This is a genomic window from Pseudomonadota bacterium (assembly GCA_039196715.1).
GTDB lineage: Bacteria > Pseudomonadota > Gammaproteobacteria > CALCKW01 > CALCKW01 > CALCKW01.
Genome location: JBCCUP010000003.1, coordinates 129,751 through 152,641 on the forward strand (window position 1 = coordinate 129,751; position 22,891 = coordinate 152,641).

The 22,891-nt window shown below is 67.0% G+C and carries 21 protein-coding genes; 8 read left to right on the forward strand and 13 right to left on the reverse strand.

Annotation, left to right across the window (positions count from 1 at the left end; all coding sequences use genetic code 11):
* The first annotated feature begins 94 nt into the window (after positions 1–94).
* Positions 95–817 carry an arginyltransferase gene (locus tag AAGA11_02695; GenBank protein MEM9601749.1) on the forward strand — a complete coding sequence of 241 codons (723 nt, stop codon included), beginning with the start codon at positions 95–97 and terminating at the stop codon, positions 815–817.
* 22 nt (positions 818–839) lie between these two features.
* Here AAGA11_02695 and AAGA11_02700 read toward each other — a convergent pair whose 3' ends face one another.
* From AAGA11_02700 to AAGA11_02735, 8 genes are all read right to left on the reverse strand, one after another.
* Complete coding sequence (locus AAGA11_02700) at positions 840–2,165, reverse strand: adenylate/guanylate cyclase domain-containing protein (protein ID MEM9601750.1); 1,326 nt, start codon at positions 2,163–2,165, stop codon at positions 840–842.
* A gap of 123 nt (positions 2,166–2,288) precedes the next feature.
* Positions 2,289–2,885 (reverse strand): NUDIX domain-containing protein, encoded by a 597-nt coding sequence (locus tag AAGA11_02705; protein ID MEM9601751.1) that lies wholly within the window; start codon positions 2,883–2,885, stop codon positions 2,289–2,291.
* Positions 2,886–2,894: 9 nt separating this feature from the next.
* A complete protein-coding gene (gene kdsB, locus AAGA11_02710) occupies positions 2,895–3,668 on the reverse strand; it encodes a 3-deoxy-manno-octulosonate cytidylyltransferase (GenBank protein ID MEM9601752.1) in 774 nt (257 codons plus the stop codon).
* The gene (lpxK, locus tag AAGA11_02715; GenBank protein MEM9601753.1) at positions 3,661–4,647 is read right to left on the reverse strand and encodes a tetraacyldisaccharide 4'-kinase; all 987 of its coding nucleotides are present in this window, start codon (positions 4,645–4,647) and stop codon (positions 3,661–3,663) included. The genes kdsB and lpxK overlap by 8 nt, the downstream gene beginning before the upstream one ends.
* The gene (gene msbA, locus AAGA11_02720) at positions 4,644–6,380 is read right to left on the reverse strand and encodes a lipid A export permease/ATP-binding protein MsbA (GenBank protein MEM9601754.1); all 1,737 of its coding nucleotides are present in this window, start codon (positions 6,378–6,380) and stop codon (positions 4,644–4,646) included. Before msbA ends, lpxK begins: the two co-directional genes overlap by 4 nt.
* Positions 6,381–6,384: 4 nt before the next feature.
* On the reverse strand, positions 6,385–6,801 hold the full coding sequence (locus AAGA11_02725; GenBank protein ID MEM9601755.1) for a biopolymer transporter ExbD: 417 nt from the start codon (positions 6,799–6,801) through the stop codon (positions 6,385–6,387).
* Positions 6,798–7,478 carry a MotA/TolQ/ExbB proton channel family protein gene (locus tag AAGA11_02730; GenBank protein MEM9601756.1) on the reverse strand — a complete coding sequence of 227 codons (681 nt, stop codon included), beginning with the start codon at positions 7,476–7,478 and terminating at the stop codon, positions 6,798–6,800. The genes AAGA11_02725 and AAGA11_02730 overlap by 4 nt, the downstream gene beginning before the upstream one ends.
* A gap of 50 nt (positions 7,479–7,528) precedes the next feature.
* The gene (locus AAGA11_02735; GenBank protein ID MEM9601757.1) at positions 7,529–9,820 is read right to left on the reverse strand and encodes a DNA internalization-related competence protein ComEC/Rec2; all 2,292 of its coding nucleotides are present in this window, start codon (positions 9,818–9,820) and stop codon (positions 7,529–7,531) included.
* A 170-nt stretch (positions 9,821–9,990) separates the two neighbouring features.
* Here AAGA11_02735 and AAGA11_02740 point away from each other — a divergent pair, with 170 nt between their 5' ends.
* Positions 9,991–10,548, forward strand: coding sequence for a DUF2062 domain-containing protein (locus tag AAGA11_02740; GenBank protein MEM9601758.1), 558 nt, complete (start codon positions 9,991–9,993; stop codon positions 10,546–10,548).
* On the opposite strand, the gene lolD is transcribed toward AAGA11_02740, so the two are convergent.
* Entirely contained in the window at positions 10,525–11,232 is a 708-nt protein-coding gene (lolD, locus tag AAGA11_02745; GenBank protein ID MEM9601759.1) for a lipoprotein-releasing ABC transporter ATP-binding protein LolD, read from the reverse strand. The two genes, AAGA11_02740 and lolD, sit on opposite strands and share 24 nt — an antisense overlap.
* Complete coding sequence (locus AAGA11_02750) at positions 11,225–12,469, reverse strand: lipoprotein-releasing ABC transporter permease subunit (protein ID MEM9601760.1); 1,245 nt, start codon at positions 12,467–12,469, stop codon at positions 11,225–11,227. The genes lolD and AAGA11_02750 overlap by 8 nt, the downstream gene beginning before the upstream one ends.
* A gap of 101 nt (positions 12,470–12,570) precedes the next feature.
* On the opposite strand from AAGA11_02750, the gene mfd reads away from it, so the two are divergent.
* The 6 genes from mfd to AAGA11_02780 all read left to right on the forward strand — a co-directional run bounded on the left by mfd (position 12,571) and on the right by AAGA11_02780 (position 20,832).
* Complete coding sequence (mfd, locus tag AAGA11_02755) at positions 12,571–16,008, forward strand: transcription-repair coupling factor (protein MEM9601761.1); 3,438 nt, start codon at positions 12,571–12,573, stop codon at positions 16,006–16,008.
* Positions 16,005–16,736, forward strand: coding sequence for a CsiV family protein (locus AAGA11_02760; GenBank protein MEM9601762.1), 732 nt, complete (start codon positions 16,005–16,007; stop codon positions 16,734–16,736). Before mfd ends, AAGA11_02760 begins: the two co-directional genes overlap by 4 nt.
* Positions 16,737–16,859: 123 nt before the next feature.
* Complete coding sequence (locus AAGA11_02765; protein ID MEM9601763.1) at positions 16,860–18,137, forward strand: DUF1800 domain-containing protein; 1,278 nt, start codon at positions 16,860–16,862, stop codon at positions 18,135–18,137.
* Between the two features lie 7 nt (positions 18,138–18,144).
* On the forward strand, positions 18,145–19,281 hold the full coding sequence (locus AAGA11_02770; GenBank protein MEM9601764.1) for a DUF1501 domain-containing protein: 1,137 nt from the start codon (positions 18,145–18,147) through the stop codon (positions 19,279–19,281).
* Between the two features lie 106 nt (positions 19,282–19,387).
* Positions 19,388–20,110 (forward strand): VWA domain-containing protein, encoded by a 723-nt coding sequence (locus AAGA11_02775; GenBank protein MEM9601765.1) that lies wholly within the window; start codon positions 19,388–19,390, stop codon positions 20,108–20,110.
* Positions 20,107–20,832 carry a molecular chaperone DnaJ gene (locus tag AAGA11_02780; protein MEM9601766.1) on the forward strand — a complete coding sequence of 242 codons (726 nt, stop codon included), beginning with the start codon at positions 20,107–20,109 and terminating at the stop codon, positions 20,830–20,832. The genes AAGA11_02775 and AAGA11_02780 overlap by 4 nt, the downstream gene beginning before the upstream one ends.
* A 46-nt stretch (positions 20,833–20,878) precedes the next feature.
* Here the strand turns inward: AAGA11_02780 and AAGA11_02785 are convergent, their stop codons facing one another.
* From AAGA11_02785 to AAGA11_02795, 3 genes are read right to left on the reverse strand one after another with little or no spacing between them, the layout of a single operon-like run.
* Positions 20,879–21,553, reverse strand: a complete 675-nt coding sequence (locus tag AAGA11_02785) for an HAD-IB family hydrolase (protein MEM9601767.1) — start codon at positions 21,551–21,553, stop codon at positions 20,879–20,881.
* Between the two features lie 13 nt (positions 21,554–21,566).
* Positions 21,567–22,034: a GtrA family protein gene (locus AAGA11_02790; protein ID MEM9601768.1), complete on the reverse strand. Its 468-nt coding sequence runs from the start codon at positions 22,032–22,034 to the stop codon at positions 21,567–21,569.
* Between the two features lie 34 nt (positions 22,035–22,068).
* Positions 22,069–22,845 carry a hypothetical protein gene (locus AAGA11_02795; GenBank protein MEM9601769.1) on the reverse strand — a complete coding sequence of 259 codons (777 nt, stop codon included), beginning with the start codon at positions 22,843–22,845 and terminating at the stop codon, positions 22,069–22,071.
* Positions 22,846–22,891: the final 46 nt, after the last annotated feature.

Below are 22,891 nucleotides of genomic sequence, written 5' to 3' on the forward strand. Positions count from 1 at the left end.
CGCTAAACATAAGTTGATCGAGACCGCGTACGGTGAGTACCGTAAGTGTGCCAGCTTAATCTGACGTGCGTGTTTTTTTATCCAATTGGTAAGCATGACGACTGAACCCACGGCCCAATCGCTCGGCTTCTTTCGAACGCAGGAACACGCCTGTCCCTACCTGGCGGACGAGCAGGCCACCAACGTCCTCGCCGACCCAGCGTGGCCGATGGACACGGCGGCCTACGCCGTGCTGCTGGCCAACGGTTTCCGCCGAAGTGGTGATCACGTGTACCGACCCGGCTGTGCCCGTTGCACGCGGTGCATCCCGGTGCGCATTCCGGTGGCCACCTTTCGGCCGTCGCGCAGCCAGCGCCGCAGCCTGAAGCTCAATGCGGACGTCGAGTGCCGCGTGGTGAAGCCGTCCGCGACCGACGCCTACCTCGCGCTCTACAAACGCTACCTGGACGCCCGGCATGTCGGCAGTGACATGGCCTCGGCCGACAAGCCACAGTTTCTGAGTTTCCTCGGCAGCAGCTGGTGCGAAACCGTGTTCGTCGAGATGTGGGTAGAGGGCCAACTGGTCGGCGTCGCCGTCACCGATCAGGCTGGCGATGCGCTGTCCGCTGTGTACACGTTTTTCGACCCACTGCACGCCCGGCGAGCGTTCGGCACACTGGCCATCCTGTTGCAACTTCGCCTCGCGAGTGAGCACCGGTTCAAGTGGCTCTACCTCGGCTACGCCATCCTCTCGCGCCAGAACATGGCCTACAAGACCGCGTTTCGCCCTCAACAACACTTCATCGACGGCGTTTGGCGCGAGCCCCGCGCACCCTGAGGGCGGCGGCCACGCCACCCGATCAACCGGGTTTCGAGGCCGTGTCCCGGGGGTCGGGCCTGGGTGGGCGGGTCGCGTCGGTGATCTGCGCGAGGTAGGTGTTGTAGAGCGCGGTCTCGGTGCTGATCTCGGCGAGCTGGGTAACCAGCGGCCGCGCCGCCGCCCACTGGCGTGTGCGCAACAGCGCCATCGCCTGTTCGTGCTGGGCCAGTTCGTCCTTGAGCGCCTGGCTCAGTTGATCGCGCCGCCCAACGGGCTGGTACACCCGAAGCGCACGCTCGCGCCCTTTCAACCGAATGGTGCCCAGTTCCCGAAACGCCGTGGCGCGGTCACGCTCGGCAGTCGCTTCCGACACGATCACCCCGACGGCGAATTCGCGCGTTGCGCGCTCGAGTCGCTGCGCGACGTTAACCGAGTCACCGATCACCGTGTAGGCCTTGCGGTGGTCCGAGCCGAGGTGTCCGACAAAGGACTCGCCGGTCGAGACACCGATGCCGACGCGGATCGGCGGTAACTGCACCAACTGGAAATCGCGCGCCAGCGTCTGCATCTCCACCTGGATGTCGCGTGCGGCCTGCACCGCCTGCGAGGCGTGGTCCCGGCTGGACACGGGCGCCCCCCAGAATGCCATGACGGCGTCGCCCATGTACTTGTCGATCGTGCCCCGGTGGCGAATGACCACGCGCGTGACGACGTCAAAGTACCGGTTCAGCAAGCCCGTCAGCTGACTCGGTGTCAGTTGTTCGGCGATGCCGGTGAAGCCCTTCATGTCGCAGAACAGCACCGAGAGCTCACGCACGGTCTCGGGTTGCTGCAGCGCACCCGGATCGTTCGCGACCTGGCGTGCCACCTCCGGCGGCACGAATTGCTCGAAGGCGTCGGCGAGCTGGTGCCGCTCGAACATCGCTCCGGCCATCTGCACGGCGCTCGAAACGAGGAACAAGGCGCAGACCGAGAACACCCCGAAGCGCAGCAGCGAGAGGTCGCCAGAGCCATGGTAGAGCACCAGCACGACAAAGAGCGCGGCGAGGCACGCGAGAAAGGCGCTGCTTTTGCGCGTGATGCAAAGCGTCACCGAGAACGCGATCAGCAGCAGCTGCAATGGCCAGAAAGCCCAGGCCGCCTGGGCGGGCGTCAGCGTGGACACCAGGTCACGCGTCGCCAGTGCCCCCCTGAGCCATTCGATCGTGCCGCTCTCGCGCGAGCTGGCCGACACGTTAACACTGAGCTCGAGCGTCAGCAGGCCGTTCGCTAGGTAGAGCAAGGTGATGTAGGCAATCGCGAGCGCCAACGCACAGTTGGCGCTGTAGCGGTGCCAACCTACATAGGATGTGAAATGGGCGTACACGCTGCTCTCCCACCGGCGGGGGCGGGACCAATAAGCCTTCCCACACCATGCACACCACAGGCCAACGCGCACCGGGCACACGCCCGGACCGGGTGGTGGCTTCGCGAGACCTGCCGATCGGCGTCAGTCCTGAGCCGCGCGGAAGCGCCCCTGCTGGCGCTGGCGGGCCAGCCAGTGCAGCGCGATCAGCGTCATGCTGTTGTGAAATCGCCCGGCGTCGAGATCGGACAACACGGCCTCGACGGGCGCGATCAGGGTCCGGATGTCCTCGTGCTCGTGCGCTACGCCGAAGACGCCCCCGGCGCGACCCAGGTCGGTCGGTGCGAGAAAGAGGTGCAGCGTTTCATCGCAGGCCCCCGGGCTCGGTTGGTAGCAAACCATCGGCACGAGTTCATCGAGGTCCAGACCGGCCTCCTCGCGCGCCTCGCGACGGGCCACCGCCTCGAGCGACTCACCGTCCTCGACCACCCCGGCAAGGGTCTCGACCTGCCACGCCCCGCCGGGCATGTGCACGGCGGCCGCGCGAAACTGCTCCACCAGCAGCACCGAGTCGCGCCGCAAGTCGATCGGCAGGACCGCCACGGCCTCGCCCCGCAGCATGAGTTCGCGCTCGACCGGGTCGGACCAACTGCCGTCGAAACGTTCGAACTGGCCGCGCCAACGAATCAACTCGATAAAGCCCCTGTACAGCGACGCACGGCCGAGTTCCCGCCACTTCACCGCCTCACCTCATTCGTCCGCGGGCGGCGCCAGTACACGCCGCGCACGTTCGAGGTCGCGCGGCGTGTCGACGCCGGGACCCGGCACACGCGGCGCCGTTGCCACCGCGATCCGCTCACCGTGCCAGAGCACGCGCAGTTGCTCGAGGGATTCCACCTGCTCGAGAGGCGAGACGCTGAGTTCGGAGAAGCGCGCCAGGAACGCAGCTCGAAAGGCGTAGATGCCGAGGTGACGTGCGGCGCCGTTCGGGACAGCACCTGCGGCTGCACCGGGCTGCCCGGGGATAGGCGCACGACTGAAATACAAGGCGTAACCGGATGTGTCAGCGACGACCTTCACACAATTGGGATCGTGGTACCACTCCGCGTCATCGAGCGGCACACTCAGGGTCGACATCACCGCGAGGGGGCTGGCCGCAAGGCACTGCGCAACCGCGTCGAGGTTCTCCGCCGCGGTGTCCGGTTCGTCTCCCTGCAGGTTGACGACAATGTGGTCGCTCGGCCAGTCGCGTTGCCGGACGACCTCGGCCACGCGTTCAGTGCCGCTGGCGTGGTCCGATCGGGTCATGCAGACATCGGCCCCGAACCCTGCACAGGCGCTCTGGATGCGCGAGTCGTCGGTTGCAATCACCACCTCGTCGGCACGGCTCCGCACCGCCGAACGCCAGACCCATTCGATCAGGGGGCGTCCACCGATGTCCGCCAAGGCTTTGCCCGGCAGCCGCGTGGAACCGTATCGCGCCGGTATCACCACACTGTAGCGGGTCGTCGCCGTGTCAGGCACGTTCGAGTCCCCGGTAGTGGGCAACGAGTTCGGTCGCGTGCCGCAACAGGGCGTCGGACCAGCCACGCGCCAGCACGGCCTCGATACGCACCGCCCACGCGTTCGGTCCCGCAAAGGCCTTGCATTTCACAGCGTCCTTTTCGGTCATCACGATCTCCAGGTCATCGTCAAACTGCAGGTCCGACGGCACGAACCGGTGGTGGTCGGCGAACGGGTGTGGCTCGAACACCCAGCCGAGCGAGCGCAGGGTGTCGAAAAACTTCTCCGGGTGCGCAATCCCGGCGACCGCGTGCACCGGCGACTCGCTGAACGCCCCGAGGCTGCGCACCTCGGCGTTGCCGTCGACCCGGTGGACGCCGCTGACCAACACATCGTAACCCGCCGCATCCCCGCTGTGGACGACGTGATCGACCGTGTCGAGGCGCCACGGCGGCTCCCGCAAGGGGCCGGCGGGCATCAACCAGCGATTGCCGAGTCCCGTGCGCGCGTCAACCACGGCAATCTCGATGTCGCGTTGCAGCGCGTAGTGTTGCAGGCCATCGTCGGTGACAATGAGGTCGACGTCGTCACGCGCTGCCAGCACTTCCGCCGCCGCCAAGCGACGCGCGGCAACCGCCACGGGACACGCGGCCCGCTGGGCAATCAACACGGGCTCATCGCCAACGCGCGCGGGATCGCTGTGCGCATCGACCAGCTCAACCGACGCCGCCGTCGAAGCGTAGCCGCGCGACACCACACCCGGGCGCAGGCCATGCGATCGAAGCAACTTGACCACCGCAATCACGAGTGGCGTCTTGCCGCTGCCACCGGCGGAGATGTTACCGACCACGATCACCGGCACACCGGGGTGTCCGGACCGCAACAGGCCAAACCGGTACGCCAGCCGTCGCAGTGAAGCCAGCCCGCCGAACAGCCAGGACAACGGCAACAACAGCAGGCCTGGCACCCCACGGCTCGCCCAGTGTGCCGGGGCCCTCACGGCGCCGTGTGCAGCCGGGCGTAGTGTCCCTGCCGTGCCAGCAGGCTGACATGGTCGCCCTGCTCCACAACCCGTCCCTGGTCGAGTACGACAATGGCGTCTGCCCGCTCGATCGTGCTCAGCCGGTGCGCAATCACCAGCGTGGTGCAGTTCTGCATGAGCGTTTCCAGACCGGCCTGCACCAGGTGCTCTGACTCGGTGTCGAGCGCCGAGGTTGCTTCGTCGAGGATCAGGATCGGCGCCTGTTTGAGCAGCGCACGCGCAATCGCAATGCGTTGCCGCTGCCCGCCCGAGAGCAGCACCCCGTCGTCACCGACCCAGGTGTCATAGCCCTGGTCGAGCTCGCGGATGAAGGCGTCGGCGTTGGCGGCACGCGCCGCGGCCTCGATGTCCTCGCGCGTGGCGTCAGTCGCGTAGGCGATGTTCGCCGCCACCGTGTCGTTGAACAGTTTGATGTCCTGACCGACGTAGGCCATGTGCGAGCGCAGCGACGGCAGGCTGTACTCGCGAATGTCGACACCGTCGATGCGAACGGCGCCACCGGTCGGCTCGTACAGCCGAGCCAGCAGGTGCGCGAGCGTGGTCTTGCCGCTGCCCGAGCGCCCGACCAGCGCCACTGTCTGGCCGGCCTGCAAGCGGAAGTCGGCGTCGACGAGCGCGGAACGCTCGGTGTTGGCGTAGGCAAAGGCGAGGTGTTCGAAGGCAATCACGTCGAAGCGGCCGTCAAAGCGCGTGCTGCCCAGATCCGGTTCGCTCGGCTCGTCGAGCAAGCTGAACACGCTCTCGCCAGCCGCGATGCCTTTCTGGATGGTGTTGTTCAGGTCCGACAGGGCCCGGAGCGGTTGGAACAACAACAGCATGGCGGTCAGGAAGGACATGAACTCGCCGACGCTGAGGTTCTCGCTCAAACCCTCCACGCTCGCGACGTACATGATCACCGCGAGGGCAACGGCAACCAGGAAATGGATGACCGGCGTGCTCGCGGCGCGCGTCACCGCCTCCTTGACCGTGAGCCGAAAGGCCCGCTCGTTGGCGGTGGAGAAGCGCTGCATCTCGTGCACCTGCCCGCCGTATATCTTGACCACGCGCTGCCCGTCGATTGCCTCTTCGGTGGTGTGGGTAAGCTCACCCATCGCGTCCTGTATGCCGTGGCTGATGCGCCGAAAGCGCTTGCTGATCCACACGATCAGCACACCCAACACCGGACCGATCAGCAGAAACGCCAGCGTCAGCCGCCAGGAGTGCCAGGCCATGAGCCCCAGCAAGGCGATGATGGTGACGCTGTCGCGGATCAGCACGGTCACGGCCTGGCTGGCGGCGTGGGAGACCATGTGGATGTTGTAAACGAGCCGGGAGATCATCTCGCCGCCGGTTGTCTGGTCGTAGTGGCTGCTCGGCAGGTCGAGGTACTTCTGGAACAATTCGGCGCGCAAGGTCGCGGTCACCCGACCACCCACCCACGCGAGGTTGTAGTGCGAGAGGAAGCCCGTCGCACCGCGAAACAGGAACAGACCGAGCACCGCGAGCGGCACCATCCACGGGTTGACACTGGTGCGCGAAACGAAACCGCCGTCGAGCAGCGGTTTCATCAACGCGGCGAAGGTGGCGTCGGTCACGCCGTAGCCGACCATGCAGACGATCGCGATGGCCATGCGTTGCCAGTGCACCCTGGCATAGCCCAGCAGGCGCCGGTAGGTCTGCGTGCCACTCGGCGATTCGCCCGGGTGCGTCATGGCGTCAGGGCGCGTCGCGTCGCAGTGTGGGCAGGGAAATGCGCGTCAGGCCGAGCTGACTGCCCGCGTCCATTGCCGTCACGACAGCCTGATAGGGTGTGCCTCGATCGGCGCGGATGACCAGCGGCACGTCGCGCCGCCCGGCGGCGAGCGTCTGCAAGGCGGCCCGCACGGTCTCGAGCCGGTTGTTCACCAGGGTCTGGCCGTTGACGCTCAACGCACCCTCGGCGTTGATTGAGACCTCGATGCGCGCAGCCTCGGGCGCGTGCTCCGCACTGGCTTCGGGCAGCTGCAATTTGATCTGATTTTCTGTCTGAAAGGTCGTCGACACCATGAAGAAGATCAGCAACAGAAACACCACGTCGATCAGCGGTGTGAGGTTCAGCTCCACCGCGGCCTGCGTGTGTTGACGAAACTTCATTGGCCCGCGTTCGACGGTGCGACGCGGCGGCGACCGGTCGCCTCGGCGCGCACCGTGCGGCCGGCCTTGCGGGTGTCGGGGTCAAGCAGCGTGTGCACCAACTGCAAGGCCTCTTTCTCCATCGTCACCACGAGATCGTCAACGCGCCGGTGGAAGTAGCGGCTGAACACCAGCGCCGGAATGGCGACGAAGAGGCCAGCCGCGGTGGTCATGAGCGCCTGCGAGATGCCACCGGCGAGCGCATTGGGACTGCCAACCCCGACGGAGGTGATGGTCGCGAAGACCGAGATCATGCCGACGACCGTGCCAAGCAGGCCGAGCAGCGGCGTGATCGCCGCGATCGTGCCGAGTGCGTTGAGAAACCGATTCAGGCCGTGCACCTCGTGTCGTCCCGCCTCTTCGATGGCTTCTCGCAACACGTCGCGGGGCACGCCCCGGTTGGCCAGGCCTGCGGCCAGTACCCGCCCGAGTGGCGAATCGGCGCGCAGTGTCTGGAGTTGCTCGGCACTGATGTGCGGTTGCAAGGCGCAGCGGCGCGCGAGCTTGCGCGCGTCCTCGGAGATCACGCGTCGGGCACTGAGGGCGTGGAAACGCTCGCCGATGATGGCGAGCGCCACGACCGAGCAGATCAGAATTGGCAGCATCAACCAGCCACCTGACAAGAGTATTTCGAGCACCGAGCGATCCTGTTGCGGCCAAGCGGACACCCCCGGCCTCGGCCCTGATTCTAGCAGGCCGCCCCGTGACAGCGCGCGGGGTTCAGACGCCTGTGCCACAGCCAGCGACGGTCCGCGCGAGCGCTCTCCCAGCGCGGCGCGGCCGGGTCTGTGAACGGCAAGGTGAAGCGCACCGCACCGTGCTGCGCCGTGCCGATCAGCGGGATACCACGGGCCCGATACCGCGCGACAACCCGCGGGTGCGGCAAGCGAAACCGCCCCGCCCGCGCGGCCGAATTGATCGCCAACGCCGGCGCGACGGTGTCGAGCAGGGCGTCACTCGAGGACGTCGTGCTGCCGTGGTGCGGCACGGTCATGACCGTGGCCGAGTCGAGACCGCGCTGCAACAGGGCCCGCTCACCGCGACGCTCGACGTCGCCCAGCAGCAACAGCGATTGCCCCCCTGCAGTGGTCGCACGCAGCACACAGGATCGGTCGTTCTCGTGGCCGCGGTCGGCGACCCCCGGGTGGAGCACGTCGAACCGCACCTTGTCCCACGTCCAGTGCACCCCGGCGCGGCAGCTGCCGTCCTCGGGCCGCAGCACCCGAGCCACCGGCATTCGAGCGAGCAGTCCGACCACACCGCCCGCGTGGTCGCTGTCGGCATGGGACACCACGAGCTGGTCGACGCGCGCGTGCCCGCCGGCGCGCACCGCGGGCGTCACCACCTGGGCGCCCGCGTCGAAGCGACCCCGGCGGGGGCCGGTGTCGTACACCAGGGTGCGGGTCGCCGTCTCGAGCACGAGCGCGAGGCCATGACCGACGTCGAGCACGGTGACCCGTAGGTGGCCCACCGGTGGCCGCGCCGGCGGCAGCGTGAACGCCATCAGCACGGCAGCTGCCAGGGCGCAGAAAGACAGCGGCCAGCTGCGCGGCAGCAACGCGAGCGCCGCAGCACACCCGAGCGCGCACAGTGCCGCGGCCGAGACCGGCGTCGGCAAGCCACTGGGCAGCGCGTCGAGCAGAGACGAGAGCACGTGCAGGCAGGTGCTCAAGATCCAGTCCACGGCCCCCAGCGTGACGGACGCAAGCGTCGGCGAAACCGGCATCACGGCGACGGCAAACAGCACGCCCGGTACCACGATCAGACCGAACAGCGGCACCAGCAGCACGTTGGCCACCGGACTGACCCAGTGCACTTCGCCAAACACCCACACGGTCACCGGTGTGAGCAGCAACCCGACCGCGCCGTTGACCCACAACGCGCCCTGCCAGCTCGGCCAGTGCCGACGCGCACGGAGGCCCGTGAGGATCACGCCGACGGCGAGAAACGACAACCAGAACCCGGCGTCGACCAACGACAATGGCCTGACCAACAGCACGGCAAAAAAGGCCAGCCCGAGACACGCCGCGCCGTCCAGCCGCCGACGGCTGAGCGTTACTGTGAAGGCCGCAGCCAGCATCACCAACGCCCGCACGGTCGGCAGCGCAAACCCGGCCAGCGCAGCGTAGCCACCGGCGAGCAGCAGCCCCACGCAGCCGGCAAAGAGGGTCGACGACACCGGTGGTGCCGTCCCCGCGCGGGCGGCTATGCGCCACACGGCCGCGGCGAGCGCGAAACCCACGCTGGCCACCATGCCGATATGCAAGCCCGATATCGCCACCAGGTGCGCGGTGCCCGAGCGAGAGAGCAGCTGCTGCTGGTTTGCGTCAATGCGGTCGCGCGAGCCGAAAGCAAGCGCCTCGACAAGGCCGCCGTGCGCCAGGTTCGCGGTCAGCGATCGCAACCGCTCCCGCAATCGCCAGCGGAATCGATCGACGTTCACGGGCTGATCGCCGAGCTGCACCAGCGCGGCGTTGGCGCGCAGCGTGCCCGTGGCGTCCAACCCCCGCTGAAACAGCCAGGTTTCGTAGTCGAAGCCGTGGAAGTTCCGGTGGCCACGCGGCGCGCGCAGCCGCAGGGGCATCCGCCAGCGTTGCCCGGGCAGGAGCGTGTGCACCGGTCGATACCATGTGACACGGGCGCGCAACACCGGCGGCAGTGGTTCTGCAGAACCCACGCAGTCGCGGAGGTCGACCACCAGCCCCAGCCGCCCCACCCCCTGCACCGGCAAGCCGACCACGTGGGCCTCGCAGACCACGTCCACGGCGCCGTCGTGGGACAGACGTGTGGTGAGCCGTTGGTCCACGGCGACCAGCACCCAGACCGCCACCAGCAACCCGACGCCAACCGGCCGGGTGCGCTCGGCCACGCCGAGGCCGACCGCACACACGGCGAGGGCGAGCAGGCCGACATCGCCGGGCAGGGCAGGCAGGCGCAGGGCGGCGACCCCCCCGACCACGGCACACAGAACGCTTCGCATCTGCGCAGCCTGACGCGGCACGTCGCTGAAGATTGCGGGCACCACGCCGTTACACGTCGTGTAGTGGCAGATACGACGCGCGGTGTGTCGACACCGAATCACATCTGCCGCGTCACGCGGTCGCCGGGGTCCCCGTCGGGCGCGTCACAGACAACGAGGCAGGCAACAGCATGAAGAAATGGCTGTGCAGGGGCGCCTTGTCGCCCACCGCATTTGCCAACCGTCGCGCGCTGACGGTGCTGCGTCCGTGGTTGCTCGACCCGTGTCTCTACTGCATCAACCGGCGGTCCGTGGCCGGCGCGGTCGCGGTCGGCCTCGCCTTGATGTGGTTGCCGCTGCCGGTGCAAACCCTGCTCGCGAGCGCGTTCGCCATTCAGCTGCGGGTCAACCTGCCGCTCAGCGCCAGCCTGGTGTGGATCACCAACCCGTTGACCATTCCGCCGATGTACTACGCAGCGTACTGTGTCGGTGCGAGCCTGACCGGCATTCGCATGGAGCCGACCGAGCGCTGGACGGACATGCTCTGGCAGGTGGACACGGTCTGGGTGCCGATGATGGTCGGGTGCGCCGCGCTGGCTGCGGTGTGTGCAGGCCTGGGCTACGTCGGCACCCACGTCGTCTGGCGCGCGCGGATCCTGCGGCGCCTCGCAGCCCGGCGTGCACGCGCACGACGCGCACACGCGCGGCGACGGGCCAGCGCACGGTCAGGCGCGCTCGGCGTCCACTGAGACCGGCTCCAACACCCCGTCAACCAGCTGCAAGCAGCGGTCGAGGCGCCCGGCCAGCCGGCTGTCGTGGGTCACGATCACGAAGGCGGTGCCCAACTCGCGGTTCAGGCTGAGCAGCAGTTCGTGCACGCGTTCGGCGTTGCTGTCATCGAGGTTGCCGGTGGGCTCGTCGGCGAGCACACACACCGGTTCGGTCACCAGTGCACGCGCGATGGCGGTGCGCTGACGTTCGCCGCCCGACAATCGCGAAGGCGTGTGCGACAGGCGGTCCGCAAGACCGACCCGATCAAGGTATTCCGCGGCCCGTCGCTCGGCGGCGTCGGCCCGCTCCCCGCGGATCAGCAGTGGCAGCGCGACGTTTTCCAACGCGGAAAACTCGTTCAACAAATGGTGAAACTGGTACACGAAGCCGAGCGTGCGGTTGCGCGCCCGACCCGCCTCCGCCGGCGACAGGTGCGACAGCTGTGTGCCGGCGACGCGCACCTCGCCCCGAGTCGGCTGGTCGAGGCCCCCGAGCACATGCAAGAGCGTGCTCTTGCCGCTGCCCGACCGACCGATGATGCCAACCTGCTCGGCACGGGCCACGCTGAAGTCGACACCGCGCAACACGGCGAGGTGGTTGTCGCCCTCGCGGTAGTCGCGCTCCACGCCGCGCGCTTCGATGACCAACGGGGATTCAGTCATGCCGCAGCGCCTCCACCGGGTCGGTTCGGGCCGCACGCCAGGCCGGGTACAGCGTCGCCCCGACCGTCAGCACGAAGGCGATCACCGTGACCCAGAGCACGTCGTCGACCTTGAGCTCGGACGGGAAGTACGAGATCGCGTAGACGTCCTCGGCGAGAAACTTGCGCCCGAGCAGCGACTCGATCATCGGCACCAGGCGTTCCACGTTCAACGCCAGCGACACCCCGCCGATCAGGCCGAGCACGGTCCCGAACAACCCGATGACGGTGCCCTGGACCAGGAAGATGCGCATCACACTGCCCGGGCTCGCCCCGAGCGTCCGCAGGATTGCGATGTCGGACTGTTTCTCGTTCACGACCATGATCAACATACTGACGATATTGAAGGCCGCGACCGCGACAATCAGCGAGAGGATGATGAACATCATGGTCTTTTCAGTCTGCACCGCTCGGAAGAAATTGCGGTGCTGCCAGGTCCAGTCGGACACCCACCAGGTCTCGCCGAGCGTGTCAGCCAGGTCCTTGGCGACGGCGCGCGCGTTGAACATGTCCTCGAGTTTGAGGCGCACCCCGCTGAGCCCGTCCATGCGCAACAGGCGCGCCGCGTCTGAAGCGGCGAAGACGGCCATGTTGCGGTCGTATTCGCCCATGCCGGAACTGAAGGTGCCGACCACCGTGAACCGTTTCATCCGCGGCGTAACCCCCACCACGCTCACCGAGGCCTCCGGTGCCACCACGGTGACCTTGTCGCCCACGCCCACGCCGAGGTAGTTCGCCAGCGAGGCCCCGAGGACCGCGTTGAAGCTGCCTGGCTGCAGCTCGGTCAAGCTGCCACGGGTCATCTGCGCCTCGATTTCGGAGACATCGGGCTCGTGCTCAGGCAGCACACCGCGCGCCAGCGCACCGGTCACCTGCTCACCGTTCACCAGCATCAATTGCGCCTCGACGTAGGGCGCTGCGCCCACCACCTCGGGGTGTTCGCGCGCCGCCTGTGCGAGCGACTGCCACTCGCGCACCGGCCCTTCGGGTTTGGTGATGGTGGCGTGAGATGCCATGCCGAGGATGCGTTCACGCACTTCGGTCTGAAAGCCGTTCATCACCGACAACACCACGATCAGCGTGGTGATGCCGAGCGCGATGCCGATGACCGAAATCAGCGTGATGAACGAGACGAATCCGCTGCGGCGCTTCGAGCGCGTGTAGCGGAGCCCGATGGACAGGGAGAAGGGTTGCTGCATGGGCAGCGAGGGTAGCGTATTCCGGCGCACGCCGCGCACCGCGACGCCGACCACGGGGTGGTCTCAGGTACACTTCGACGCTTTGTGTCTGCGGAACCCGAGTGAGCCTGAACACCGTCTTCGCCACACCCCCTGAGACCACTCGACGCTGGGGTCAACTCCACGGCGCAGCCATCCCGCTCGCGGTGGCGGAGCACGTTGCTCGCGCGTCGTCCCTCACAGTGGTGTTGATTCCGGGCGCGGCCGAGCTGTTGCGGCTCGAGAGTGCGCTGCGGTGGTTTCTTCACGACGCCCTGCCGTTGCGTGTGATTCCCGACTGGGAGACCCTGCCGTACGACCCCTTCTCGCCGCACCAGGACATCGTCTCGCAACGCATCGAGGCCCTCTATCACCTGCCGCAGCAGCGGGACGGCGTGTTGTTGCTACCGGTGCAAACCCTGCTGCAACGGCTCGCGCCTCCGGCGTTCATCCGGGGCCACACGTTGATGCTGAACCAGGGTCAGGTGCTCGACCCGGAGGCGCTGCAGCGCGATCTTGTCGAGGCGGGGTACCGCGCCGTGAGCCAGGTGCTCGAGCACGGCGAATTCGCCCGCCGAGGTTCGCTGCTCGATCTCTTCCCGATGGGCGCATCGGCCCCCTTCCGACTGGACTTCTTTGACGACGAGCTCGACAGCATCAAGCTGTTCGACCCGGAGACGCAGATCGCCACCGACAGCGTCGAGCGCATTCAACTGCTACCGGCACACGAATTTCCGCTCAACGAGGCCGGTATCACCCGCTTTCGCAAGCAGTTTCGTGAGCGTTTCGAGCACTACGGCGGCAGCCCGATCTACCGTGATGTGACCTCGGGTATCGCGCCGTCAGGCATCGAGTATTACCAGCCGCTGTTCTTTGAGGGCATGGCGACGCTCCGAGACTACCTGCCGGACGACGCCACCATGCTGGTGCTGGAGGGCTGCGACCAGGCGCTCGACGCGCACTGGGCGCAGATCACCGAACGCCACGAACAGATGCGGCACGACATCGAGCGCCCGTTGCTGCCACCCGAGGCCGTCTTTGTCGGCCTCGACGACGCGCGCGCCCTGATTGGCGATTGCACGCCGACGGACGTTGGCAGTTTCGAGTCGCAGGACGTCAACGCACACAATTTCGGTACACAGCTGCCCTCACGGTTTCCGGTCAACCCGCGCCACGACTCGCCGCTGCACCTGCTGCAGACCCACCTCGCAAGCAAGCCGGGGCGTGTGCTGTTCACCGCAGAATCGCCGGGGCGCCGCGAGGCCATCAACGACCTGCTGCGCGGTAACGGCATCACGCCAAAGCCGGTCGAGGACTGGTCCGCATTCCTCCAGAGTGAACTTCGCCAGGCGATCACCGTGGCGCCGACCGGCGAGGGGCTGCAGCTCGCCTCGGGCGAGATCGCCATCATCGACGAGTCGCAACTGTACGGCGAGCGGGCTCGCAGCAGCGAGCGGTCTCGCCGGGATCGGCGCCGCTCGGAGGCCCTGATCGCGAACCTCGCCGACCTCGCGATCGGCTCACCGGTCGTGCACATCGACCACGGTGTGGGGCGCTACCGGGGCCTGACGACCTTTGACATCGGCGACGTGCAGACCGAGTACCTGACGCTCGAGTACGCGGACGACAACAAGCTCTACGTGCCGGTGGCCAACCTGCACCTGATCGGCCGGTACACCGGCGCGGACGAGGGGTCGGCGCCGCTGCACAAACTCGGCTCGGATCAGTGGGCAAAGGTCAAACGCAAGGCGGCCGAGAAGGCGCGTGACGTGGCCGCCGAGTTGCTTGATGTGCACGCGCGCCGTGCGGCACGGCAAGGTCGCGCGGTGCCGGTGGACACCGGCAACTACACCCAGTTTGCCAGCGGCTTTCCGTTCGAGGAGACCGAGGATCAGGGCCGCGCGATCGAGGACACCTTGCGCGATCTCGAACGCGCCCAACCGATGGACCGCGTGGTCTGCGGTGACGTCGGCTTCGGCAAGACCGAAGTCGCCATGCGCGCGGCCTTTGCCGCCGCCGACGCGGGCCTGCAGGTGGCCGTGCTGGTGCCGACCACACTGCTGGCGCAGCAGCACACGAAGAATTTCCAGGACCGCTTTGCCGACTGGCCCATTCGTATTGCAGGCTTGTCCCGTTTTGGTGGTGGCAAGGCGCAGTCCGACACGCTCGACGCGTTGCGCGCCGGCACCGTCGATATCGTCATCGGTACGCACAAGTTGCTGGGCAAGGACGTGCAGTTCAAGAACCTCGGCCTTGTGATCATCGACGAGGAACACCGCTTCGGCGTTCGCCACAAGGAGTACCTCAAATCCCTGCGCGCCGAAGTCGATGTGCTCACCCTGACCGCGACGCCCATCCCCCGCACGCTCAACATGAGCCTGTCCGGTTTGCGAGACCTCTCGATCATCGCAACCGCGCCGGCACATCGGCACGCAATCAAGACCTTTGTCACCCAGTGGAACGACCAGATCGTGCGCGAGGCCTGCCAGCGCGAGCTCGCGCGTGGCGGCCAGGTGTACGTCTTGCACAACGAGGTGCGCACCATCGAGAAGGTGGCGCGGGACATCGCCGAACTGGTGCCCGAGGCGACGGTCAACTACGCCCACGGTCAGATGCGCGAGACCGAGCTCGAGTCGGTCATGCTGGATTTCTACCACCAGCGTTTCTCGATATTGGTGTGCACCACCATCGTCGAATCGGGGATCGACGTGCCAACCGCCAACACCATCATCATCAATCGCGCGGACAAACTCGGCCTCGCGCAGCTGCACCAGCTGCGCGGTCGCGTCGGTCGGTCTCACCACCGGGCCTATGCCTACCTCATCACGCCGCACCCGAAGGCGATGACGGAAGACGCACAGAAACGCCTCGCCGCCATCGAGTCCCTCGAAGACCTCGGCGTGGGCTTCACCCTCGCGACCCACGACCTCGAAATCCGCGGGGCGGGTGAGCTGCTGGGCGAGGGTCAGAGCGGGCAGATCCAACAGGTCGGTTTTACCCTGTACAGTGAGCTGCTCGAGCGCGCTGTCGCCGCGCTCAAGGCCGGCAAGATCCCGGATGTGGACACGCCACTCGGCGGCAACACCGAAGTCGACCTGCACACGCCCGCCCTGCTGCCCGAGGACTATGTTCCTGACGTTCACACCCGCCTGATTCTCTACAAACGCCTGTCGAGCGCAGGCAGCCTTGACGAAATCAAGGAGCTTCAGGTCGAACTGATCAACCGCTTCGGGCTGTTGCCGGACCAGACCAAGGCCCTGATCGCACAAACGGAGTTCAAACTGCGCTGCGACGCACTCGGCGCGACCAAGCTCGACGCCGGCGCGGCCGGTGGCCGATTGCGCCTCCACTCAACACCGAACTTCGACCCGATGTGCCTGATCGAGTTGGTACAGAAACAGCCGCAGGTCTACAGTTTCGAGGGACAGCACGCCTTGCGCTTCACCGCGGATCTGGCAGACCGGGACACCCGCTTCACTTTCGTGGACGCGCTACTCACCACACTGGAAACCCGCCCATGATCGCTCGTCTTACACCTGCCCTGCTCGCGCTGGCCCTGCTCGCGGCACCGGCGACCGCAGAGGACAAGGATTACCTGATCGAGTTGATCGCCTTCGGCCACACCGCCTGGGGCGACGGGGCACCGTGGCAACCCGGCGTCCTGCTGCCCGACACCGGGGACGCCGCGTCGCTCGACGACGATCTGCTGCCGGACGGTTTCGAACGCCTCGGCACCGGTCCGGCGTTGGCCGACACCGCAGTCTCACTTGCCGACTCGAGCCGCTATCCCCTGCTCGACTACCGCGTCTGGCGACAACCCGGTCTGCCGCGGGACGCGGGGCAAGCGGTGCGTATCAACGCCGGCACCGTGCTGAACGTGGTCGAAACCCCCGACCAGCCCGCGCGGGCCCTGGCCACGCTTGGCGAGGTCGACGACTACACCACCATGCGCATCGGACGATCTACCGCCAACGCCTTGATAACGCGGGACGAAACCCAGGTAGGTCAGCTCAACGGCACCGTCACGGTCACGCTCGGACGCTACCTGCACGTCGAATCGGCACTGGTGTTCAGCGAGACCACGGGCGAACGCAGCGTCTTTTACCGTGACCACCGCCGCATGCGCTCGCGCCGGACCCACTACATCGACAACCCGGTGTTCGGGTTGATCGTGCACATCACGCCGATCGAGGCCGTGCAGGATGAAGACACCGTCGAGCCCGTCCTGCCGCTCACCGGCGACTCCTGACGCGACCTCAGCCTGAGGCAACCCGGCGGTCCGGCAGCCCGGCAGTCCGGCGGCCCGATACCCTTGGACGCCTGGATTCGGGCCAGCTTCTTGCTGCGACTGGGTGAGGTTCTGCCCATGACGATGACACAGCGACAATCCGCATCCGGCTTCCGACGGTGGGTTGCGGTCTGCCTGGTCTTGTGCGCGAAGCCGCTGAGCGCCCTGTCACCCGACGACGCATCGCACCTCATCCTGCGCACGGGATTTGGCCCGGACGCGACGCTGTCGCGCACCCTCGCGCCACTCAACCGCAGCGACGCCGTCGACGCCCTGGTCGACGCGCTGCGATTCGACACCGCGCTTTCACCACCCGATTGGACCGGCCAGCCGCCGGTGTCGCGTCAGCTCCCGCAGGGCTTGGAAAACGCGGAACGGGAGAAACGGATCCGCGCACGCAACCGCGAACGCAGAATGCGCCGAGAAGACCTCAAGGCCTGGTATGTCACCAACGCCGCCGCCGCCCCCTCACCGCTGGCCGAGCGCCTGGTGCTGTTCTGGCACAACGTCTTCAGTGTGCGGGTCCGGGACGTGCCCGACGCCATCTACAGCTGGCAACAACACCAGACCGTGCGCCGGTTTGCTGCCGGCGACTACCGCGAACTTGTCAGGCATCTCGCACTCGATCCCGCGCTGCTGACGTACCTCGACAACCACAAGAACCGCCGCAAGCACCCCAACGAAAACTACGCTCGCGAGCTGTTGGAACTGCACACACTGGGTGAAGGGCACTACAGCGAGACTGACATCCGCGAGCTGGCCCGCGCGCTGACCGGCGCGCGGCCGGATTTCAAGACCGCCAAGTACGCGTTCAACCCGCGCATGCACGACGACGGCGAGAAGACCCTGTTCGGTCAACGCGGGCGGTTCAACCCCGCCGATGCCGTGGAGATCGCACTGGGCCACCCGCGTGCAGCACGTTACCCCGTTGAGCGACTCTGGCGGGAATTCATCAGCGAGTCGGTGCCTGAGGACGCGATCGAGCGGCTAGCACGCCACTTCATCGCGACGGATTGGAGCATCACCGAACTGATCCGCGCGTTGCTCAACGAGGACGCGTTCTGGGCGACAGACAACCGCAAGCGCCTGGTGCGTTCGCCAATCGAGCTGGTGATCGGCCTGCAGCGCGAGACCGGTATCGAGATCCGGAAACCGGCGCGCTGGGTCAAGACGCTCAAGATTCTGGGACAGGAACCCTTCAACCCCCCGGACGTGGCAGGCTGGCCGGGCGGTCTCGCGTGGATCAGCAGCAGCAGCCTCGATCAACGACAGACCTTCATCAATTGGGTCGCCCGACGCGCGGACGGCGTGCCCGGACACACGGTGGCAACCTGGCTGTCACTCGACTACCAGCTGAAGTGACTTCGACATGAAACGACGCGATTTCCTGAGTCTGCTAGCCAGCGCGCCAGCCATCGCTCACGCGGACGACGGCCGGCGCCCCGCCAGCGCGCGGCGCCTGGTTCTGATCGAACTCAAGGGTGGCAACGACGGCCTGAACACCGTGGTGCCCTACCGCGATGCGGCCTACCGTCAGTACCGCCCCGCGCTCGCGTTGTCGCCCGAGCAGTGCCTGCCACTGGACGAGACGCGCGCGCTGCATCCGGCGCTGGCGCCGCTGTTGCCGCTGTGGCGGGACACGCAACTCGCGATTGTGGAAGGGCTCGGGTACGCCAACCCCAATCGCTCCCATTTCCGCTCTATCGACATCTGGCACAGTGCCACCGACAGCGATGTCGTGTCGCGAACGGGCTGGCTCGCCAACAGCGCACTGCAGCCTGGCGACGGCATCGACGCCGTGGTCTTTGGCAACCGGCCCGCACCGGTGGCCGGGGGCAGCGCTCGATTCGTGTCGTTCGACACGCTCGATGCCTATGTCAACACGCGCTCCACGTTGACCGCGCCAGACGGCGCCGATTCGAACCCGATGCTGTCCGCGCTGAACGACACACACAGCGCCAGCAACGCCTACCGTGCGCTGCTGATCGGTCGGGGCGTGCCGCCCTCGCCTCGGGGGTTTCCGGCCACGCGTTTCGGCACCTGGATGGCAGACACCACCCGTCTGCTCCTGAGTCACACGGCCCCGCCGCTGGTCAAGCTTCACCTGCAAGGCTTTGACACCCACGCCGACCAACTCGATCGGCATGCCGGCCTGCTCGCCGAACTGGCGCAGGGTATCGCTGCGATGCGCCATGCACTTGTTCACGCCGGACTGTGGGACTCCGTCCTGATCATGACCTATTCGGAATTTGGTCGACGCGTGATCGAAAATGCAAGCCAGGGATCCGATCACGGCACTGCAGCACCGCAACTTCTGGTGGGCGGCCGAGTCAAAGGCGGTTTCCACGGCCAGACACCGTCTCTGGCGCAACTTCAGGCAGACGACCTCGTGCACACGACCGACTTTCGCTCCCTGTACCGCACCGTGTTGCAATCCTGGTGGCAGCTTCCGGTGCAGCCAAGCGTGCGATCGCGCTTCGCGTTGCTGGATTGTCTGCGTGCCTGAGCCAGGCCTCTCAAGCAGCCAGAACAGAATACAACCCTGTACCGCGTGAGTGCACACTCGATTCACCGCAGCTGTCGGACTCGTCTGTCCGTGCGATACTGCCACCATGGCTGACCCACCCAAATACCTGCGCAAACGCAGCGCCGCCCTGACCGAATCCGACACCGTCGACGGATTCCTCAAGGCCGTCGAGGCGACGCCCGCACCGCTGACCCAGGCAACCGGGCGTCTGGTCTTCGCGCTGGATGCCACGGCGAGCCGCCAGCCGACCTGGAACGAGGCAATGGCGTTGCAGCAAAACCTGTTCGTCGCCACCGACGGCATACAGGGCCTCGACGTGCAACTGGTCTTCTTTCGGGGTGATGGCGAGTGTCGCGCCACACCGTGGCACACCAGCTCCGACGCCCTGTTGCGGGCGATGCGCGCGGTGCGCTGCGCCGCAGGCCAGACCCAGATCGGTCGGGTGTTGCGCCACGTGCGCACCGAGGCGCGCGCACGCCCGCTCTCGGCGTTGGTCTACGTCGGCGACTGCTGCGAGGAACGTTTCGACCCCCTGGCCGGCCTCGCCGGGGATTTGCGCTTGTTGGGTGTGCCGCTGTTCCTCTTCCAGGAGGGCAACGACCCCGTAGCACGCGACGCCTTTGGTCGATTGGCCGCGATCAGCGGCGGCGCCTACGCCCGGTTCGATCTCGACAGCCGCAGGATCCTCGCGGATCTGCTGGCGGCGGTCGGCACCTGGGCTCGCGGCGGCACGGCCGCCGTGCAAACGTTGCAGCTGACAAAACAGTCGGCCACCATTGCCGGATTGTTGCGACAACTCGAGCCATGACCAAACTCGTACTGCTCCTCGCCATCGTGCTGGCGGTCTGGTTGACCTGGAAACAGCTCACGCGCGGGGGCCCGCCCGACCGTAAAACGCTGATCCGCTACGGCCTGATCGGCGGCGGCGTGCTGCTGGTGGCGCTGGTGCTGACCGGCCGAGCACACGCGCTGTTCGGCGCCATTGGCGCCGCCATGGCCATGGGGGTGCGCTTGCTGCCCCAGCTGCTGCGCTACCTGCCGATCCTGCAACGGGTGTTCGGCAGCGTCGCCGGCGCGTCGGGCGGCGGTCAGGGGCAATCGACCGTCAGCAGCACCAGCCTGCGCATGACACTCGACCACGACACCGGTCGCATGGACGGGACCGTCAGCCGCGGCGCTTTCGCTGGCCGCACCCTGTCGTCGCTGTCGGTGGACGAGTTGCGCGCCCTCTGGAACGCGTGCCAGGGCGACATCGACGACGTGCGGCTGTTGCTTGCCTACGTGCAACGCGAGCGCGTCGGGGAGTGGGAACCGACTGGCCACCCCGGCGGCGCGGGTGCGGCCGACGCCTCGGGCGACATGACCCGCGAAGAGGCGCTGGCCATCCTCGGCCTCGACGACGGTGCCACGGCCGACGACGTGGTGCAGGCACACCGGCGTTTGATCGCGAAGATGCACCCGGACAAAGGCGGCAGCGACTACCTGGCGAGCCGCATCAACCTCGCGAAGGACACCCTGCGCCCACGTTGAGGTGCGGACCGACGAACAGGCGCGCGGGCAACTCGGCGCGTGGCGTTCAGAACGCCGACTGGGCGTGCCACTGTTCCACGGCGTACCCGCGCTCTTCGGCGATGCGCGACATGCGGGTGGTGGGGCTCACGGCGACGGGCGTGTTCGCCCACTCGAGCAACGGCACGTCGCTGTGGTGGTCCGTGTAGGCCGACACGTGCGGGCGGTGGCCGGCGCCCAGCTCGGTGACCAGGTTCTCCAGCCGGCGGATCTTCTCCTCGCCGAAGCAATTCTCGCCGTCGATCGCGGCCACCAGGCGGTCGTCGCGCCAAGCCGATCGTGTGCAGATGACCGCGTCAAAGCCGAGCTGTTCGCCGATCGCTTCGACGTAGAAGTCGAAACTCGCCGAGCACAACACCAGCGTGTCGCCGGCCGCGCGGTGAGCCTCGATGCGCGCCCGCGCGCGCGCAGGCACGTCGGTGTCGACCACCGATTCGCCAAATGCCACGGCAAATCGGCGCAGCTCCGCGCGTTGGCTGCCCGCCACGACCGCACCGAGGGCCTTGAGCTTGAGCCAGACGTGGTCGCGCCGGGTGCGACGCGCCACCCAGTAGTGCCACGGCAGGCTGACACACCGCAGCGCACGCCACGGGCGCGCCCGCAGGCGGGTGCGCAGGAAACGCTTGTAGGTGTCGTGGGCGGTCAGCGTGCCGTCCAGGTCGAACACGGCGAGGCCAGGCACCGTCTCGGGGCGCTCAGTAGGAGCCGGTGCGGGTGGTGTCATTGCCGGGGAGCTGCCGATCGCCGTGGGTGCGGTCCGACCGCGGCGCACGGCGGAAGGTGATCAGGCGATTGCAGGTGAAATTGAACATGAACACCACACCGATCGCCAGCGCGGTGGCGATCAGGTACTGCAACTGCCAATCGTGGATACCGTGGCTGAACACGTACCGGTTGATGCCGAGGCCGATGACGGCAAAGCCGACGAACAAGGGGAACTGTTGCCAGTGGTCGTCGCTGTCGTCTCGGAAGGTCACAAAGGCTTGAAACAGGTAGTTGATCACCACCCCGACCACGAACCCGACCGAGTTGGCGTTTTCCTTGTCCACGCCGAAGACTTCGACCAGGAACGCGACAATGCCGATGTGGATGCCCGCAGCAATGCATCCGCCGATCACGTAGCAGATGAATGTCCCCTGCAGCAGACGCTTTACAAACGACACACCATTTCCTTAGACGACACGGCTTGTCACAGCTTCAATCGGGCGCTCGCACCTCTGCCCATACGTGATACCTGTCGGCAGCTGTCAGCGTAACTTTCGCAAACTCGCCCACCGAGCGGGTCTCGTGCGGGTAGATAGCCACACATCCATCGATGTCGGGCGCGTCGACATCGCTGTGCGCGACCGCCCTGTCCTCGTCCATTGCATCCACCAGCACCGTCAGCTCCCGACCGGCCCTGGCAACCAGCCGGCGTTCGCTGACGGCCGCTGCGCGGGCCATGAACCGGTCCAGCCGCTCGGCTTTGACGGCCTCAGGCACCGCGTTGGGCGACGCGTTCGCCCGTGCGCCCTCGACGGGCGAGCACGCAAAGCGTGCCGACCCGGTCGAACTCGGCGTCATCGACAAACTGTAGCAACGTCTCGAAGTCCTGTTCGGTCGCGCCCGGAAAACCCACGATAAAGGTGCTTCGAATCGCGACATCCGGGCAGGTGTCCCGCCATTTCCGTATGCGTTGCAACGTGTTTCCGCGCCGGACGGCCCATTCATCGCCTTGAGCACGGTCGGGCGCGCGTGCTGACGCGGGATGCCGGGGTACGGCAGCACCCGTCCCTCTGCCATCGGCGGGATCAACTCGTCGACGTGCGGGTAGGGGTAGACACAGTGCATGCGCACCCAGTCGGAATTCGGCGAGACGGCGTAACCCTCGGTCCGCAGCTGCGTCGGAATGCGCCTGGAGTCGACCAGGGCCTTCGGGCATCCGTGGCTGATGAAGCCGGTGCGCGGCGGGGCCTGGGGCGTGGCGGTGGTCATCGTGCGTCTGACTGGGTGGGTTGCGCCAGTGTACGCGAGGCCCCGC

Excerpts from the sequence above, each read along its gene's own strand:
- AAGA11_02780 (MEM9601766.1), top strand. The coding sequence starts at position 20,107 with ATGACCAAACTCGTACTGCTCCTCGCCATCGTGCTGGCGGTCTGGTTG.
- AAGA11_02770 (MEM9601764.1), top strand. The coding sequence starts at position 18,145 with ATGAAACGACGCGATTTCCTGAGTCTGCTAGCCAGCGCGCCAGCCATC.
- AAGA11_02760 (MEM9601762.1), top strand. The coding sequence starts at position 16,005 with ATGATCGCTCGTCTTACACCTGCCCTGCTCGCGCTGGCCCTGCTCGCG.
- AAGA11_02695 (MEM9601749.1), top strand. The coding sequence starts at position 95 with ATGACGACTGAACCCACGGCCCAATCGCTCGGCTTCTTTCGAACGCAG.
- AAGA11_02795 (MEM9601769.1), bottom strand. The coding sequence starts at position 22,845 with ATGACCACCGCCACGCCCCAGGCCCCGCCGCGCACCGGCTTCATCAGC.
- AAGA11_02750 (MEM9601760.1), bottom strand. The coding sequence starts at position 12,469 with ATGCAGCAACCCTTCTCCCTGTCCATCGGGCTCCGCTACACGCGCTCG.
- AAGA11_02765 (MEM9601763.1), top strand. The coding sequence starts at position 16,860 with ATGACACAGCGACAATCCGCATCCGGCTTCCGACGGTGGGTTGCGGTC.
- msbA (MEM9601754.1), bottom strand. The coding sequence starts at position 6,380 with ATGACGCACCCGGGCGAATCGCCGAGTGGCACGCAGACCTACCGGCGC.
- AAGA11_02725 (MEM9601755.1), bottom strand. The coding sequence starts at position 6,801 with ATGAAGTTTCGTCAACACACGCAGGCCGCGGTGGAGCTGAACCTCACA.
- AAGA11_02735 (MEM9601757.1), bottom strand. The coding sequence starts at position 9,820 with ATGCGAAGCGTTCTGTGTGCCGTGGTCGGGGGGGTCGCCGCCCTGCGC.
- AAGA11_02740 (MEM9601758.1), top strand. The coding sequence starts at position 9,991 with ATGAAGAAATGGCTGTGCAGGGGCGCCTTGTCGCCCACCGCATTTGCC.
- AAGA11_02775 (MEM9601765.1), top strand. The coding sequence starts at position 19,388 with ATGGCTGACCCACCCAAATACCTGCGCAAACGCAGCGCCGCCCTGACC.
- lolD (MEM9601759.1), bottom strand. The coding sequence starts at position 11,232 with ATGACTGAATCCCCGTTGGTCATCGAAGCGCGCGGCGTGGAGCGCGAC.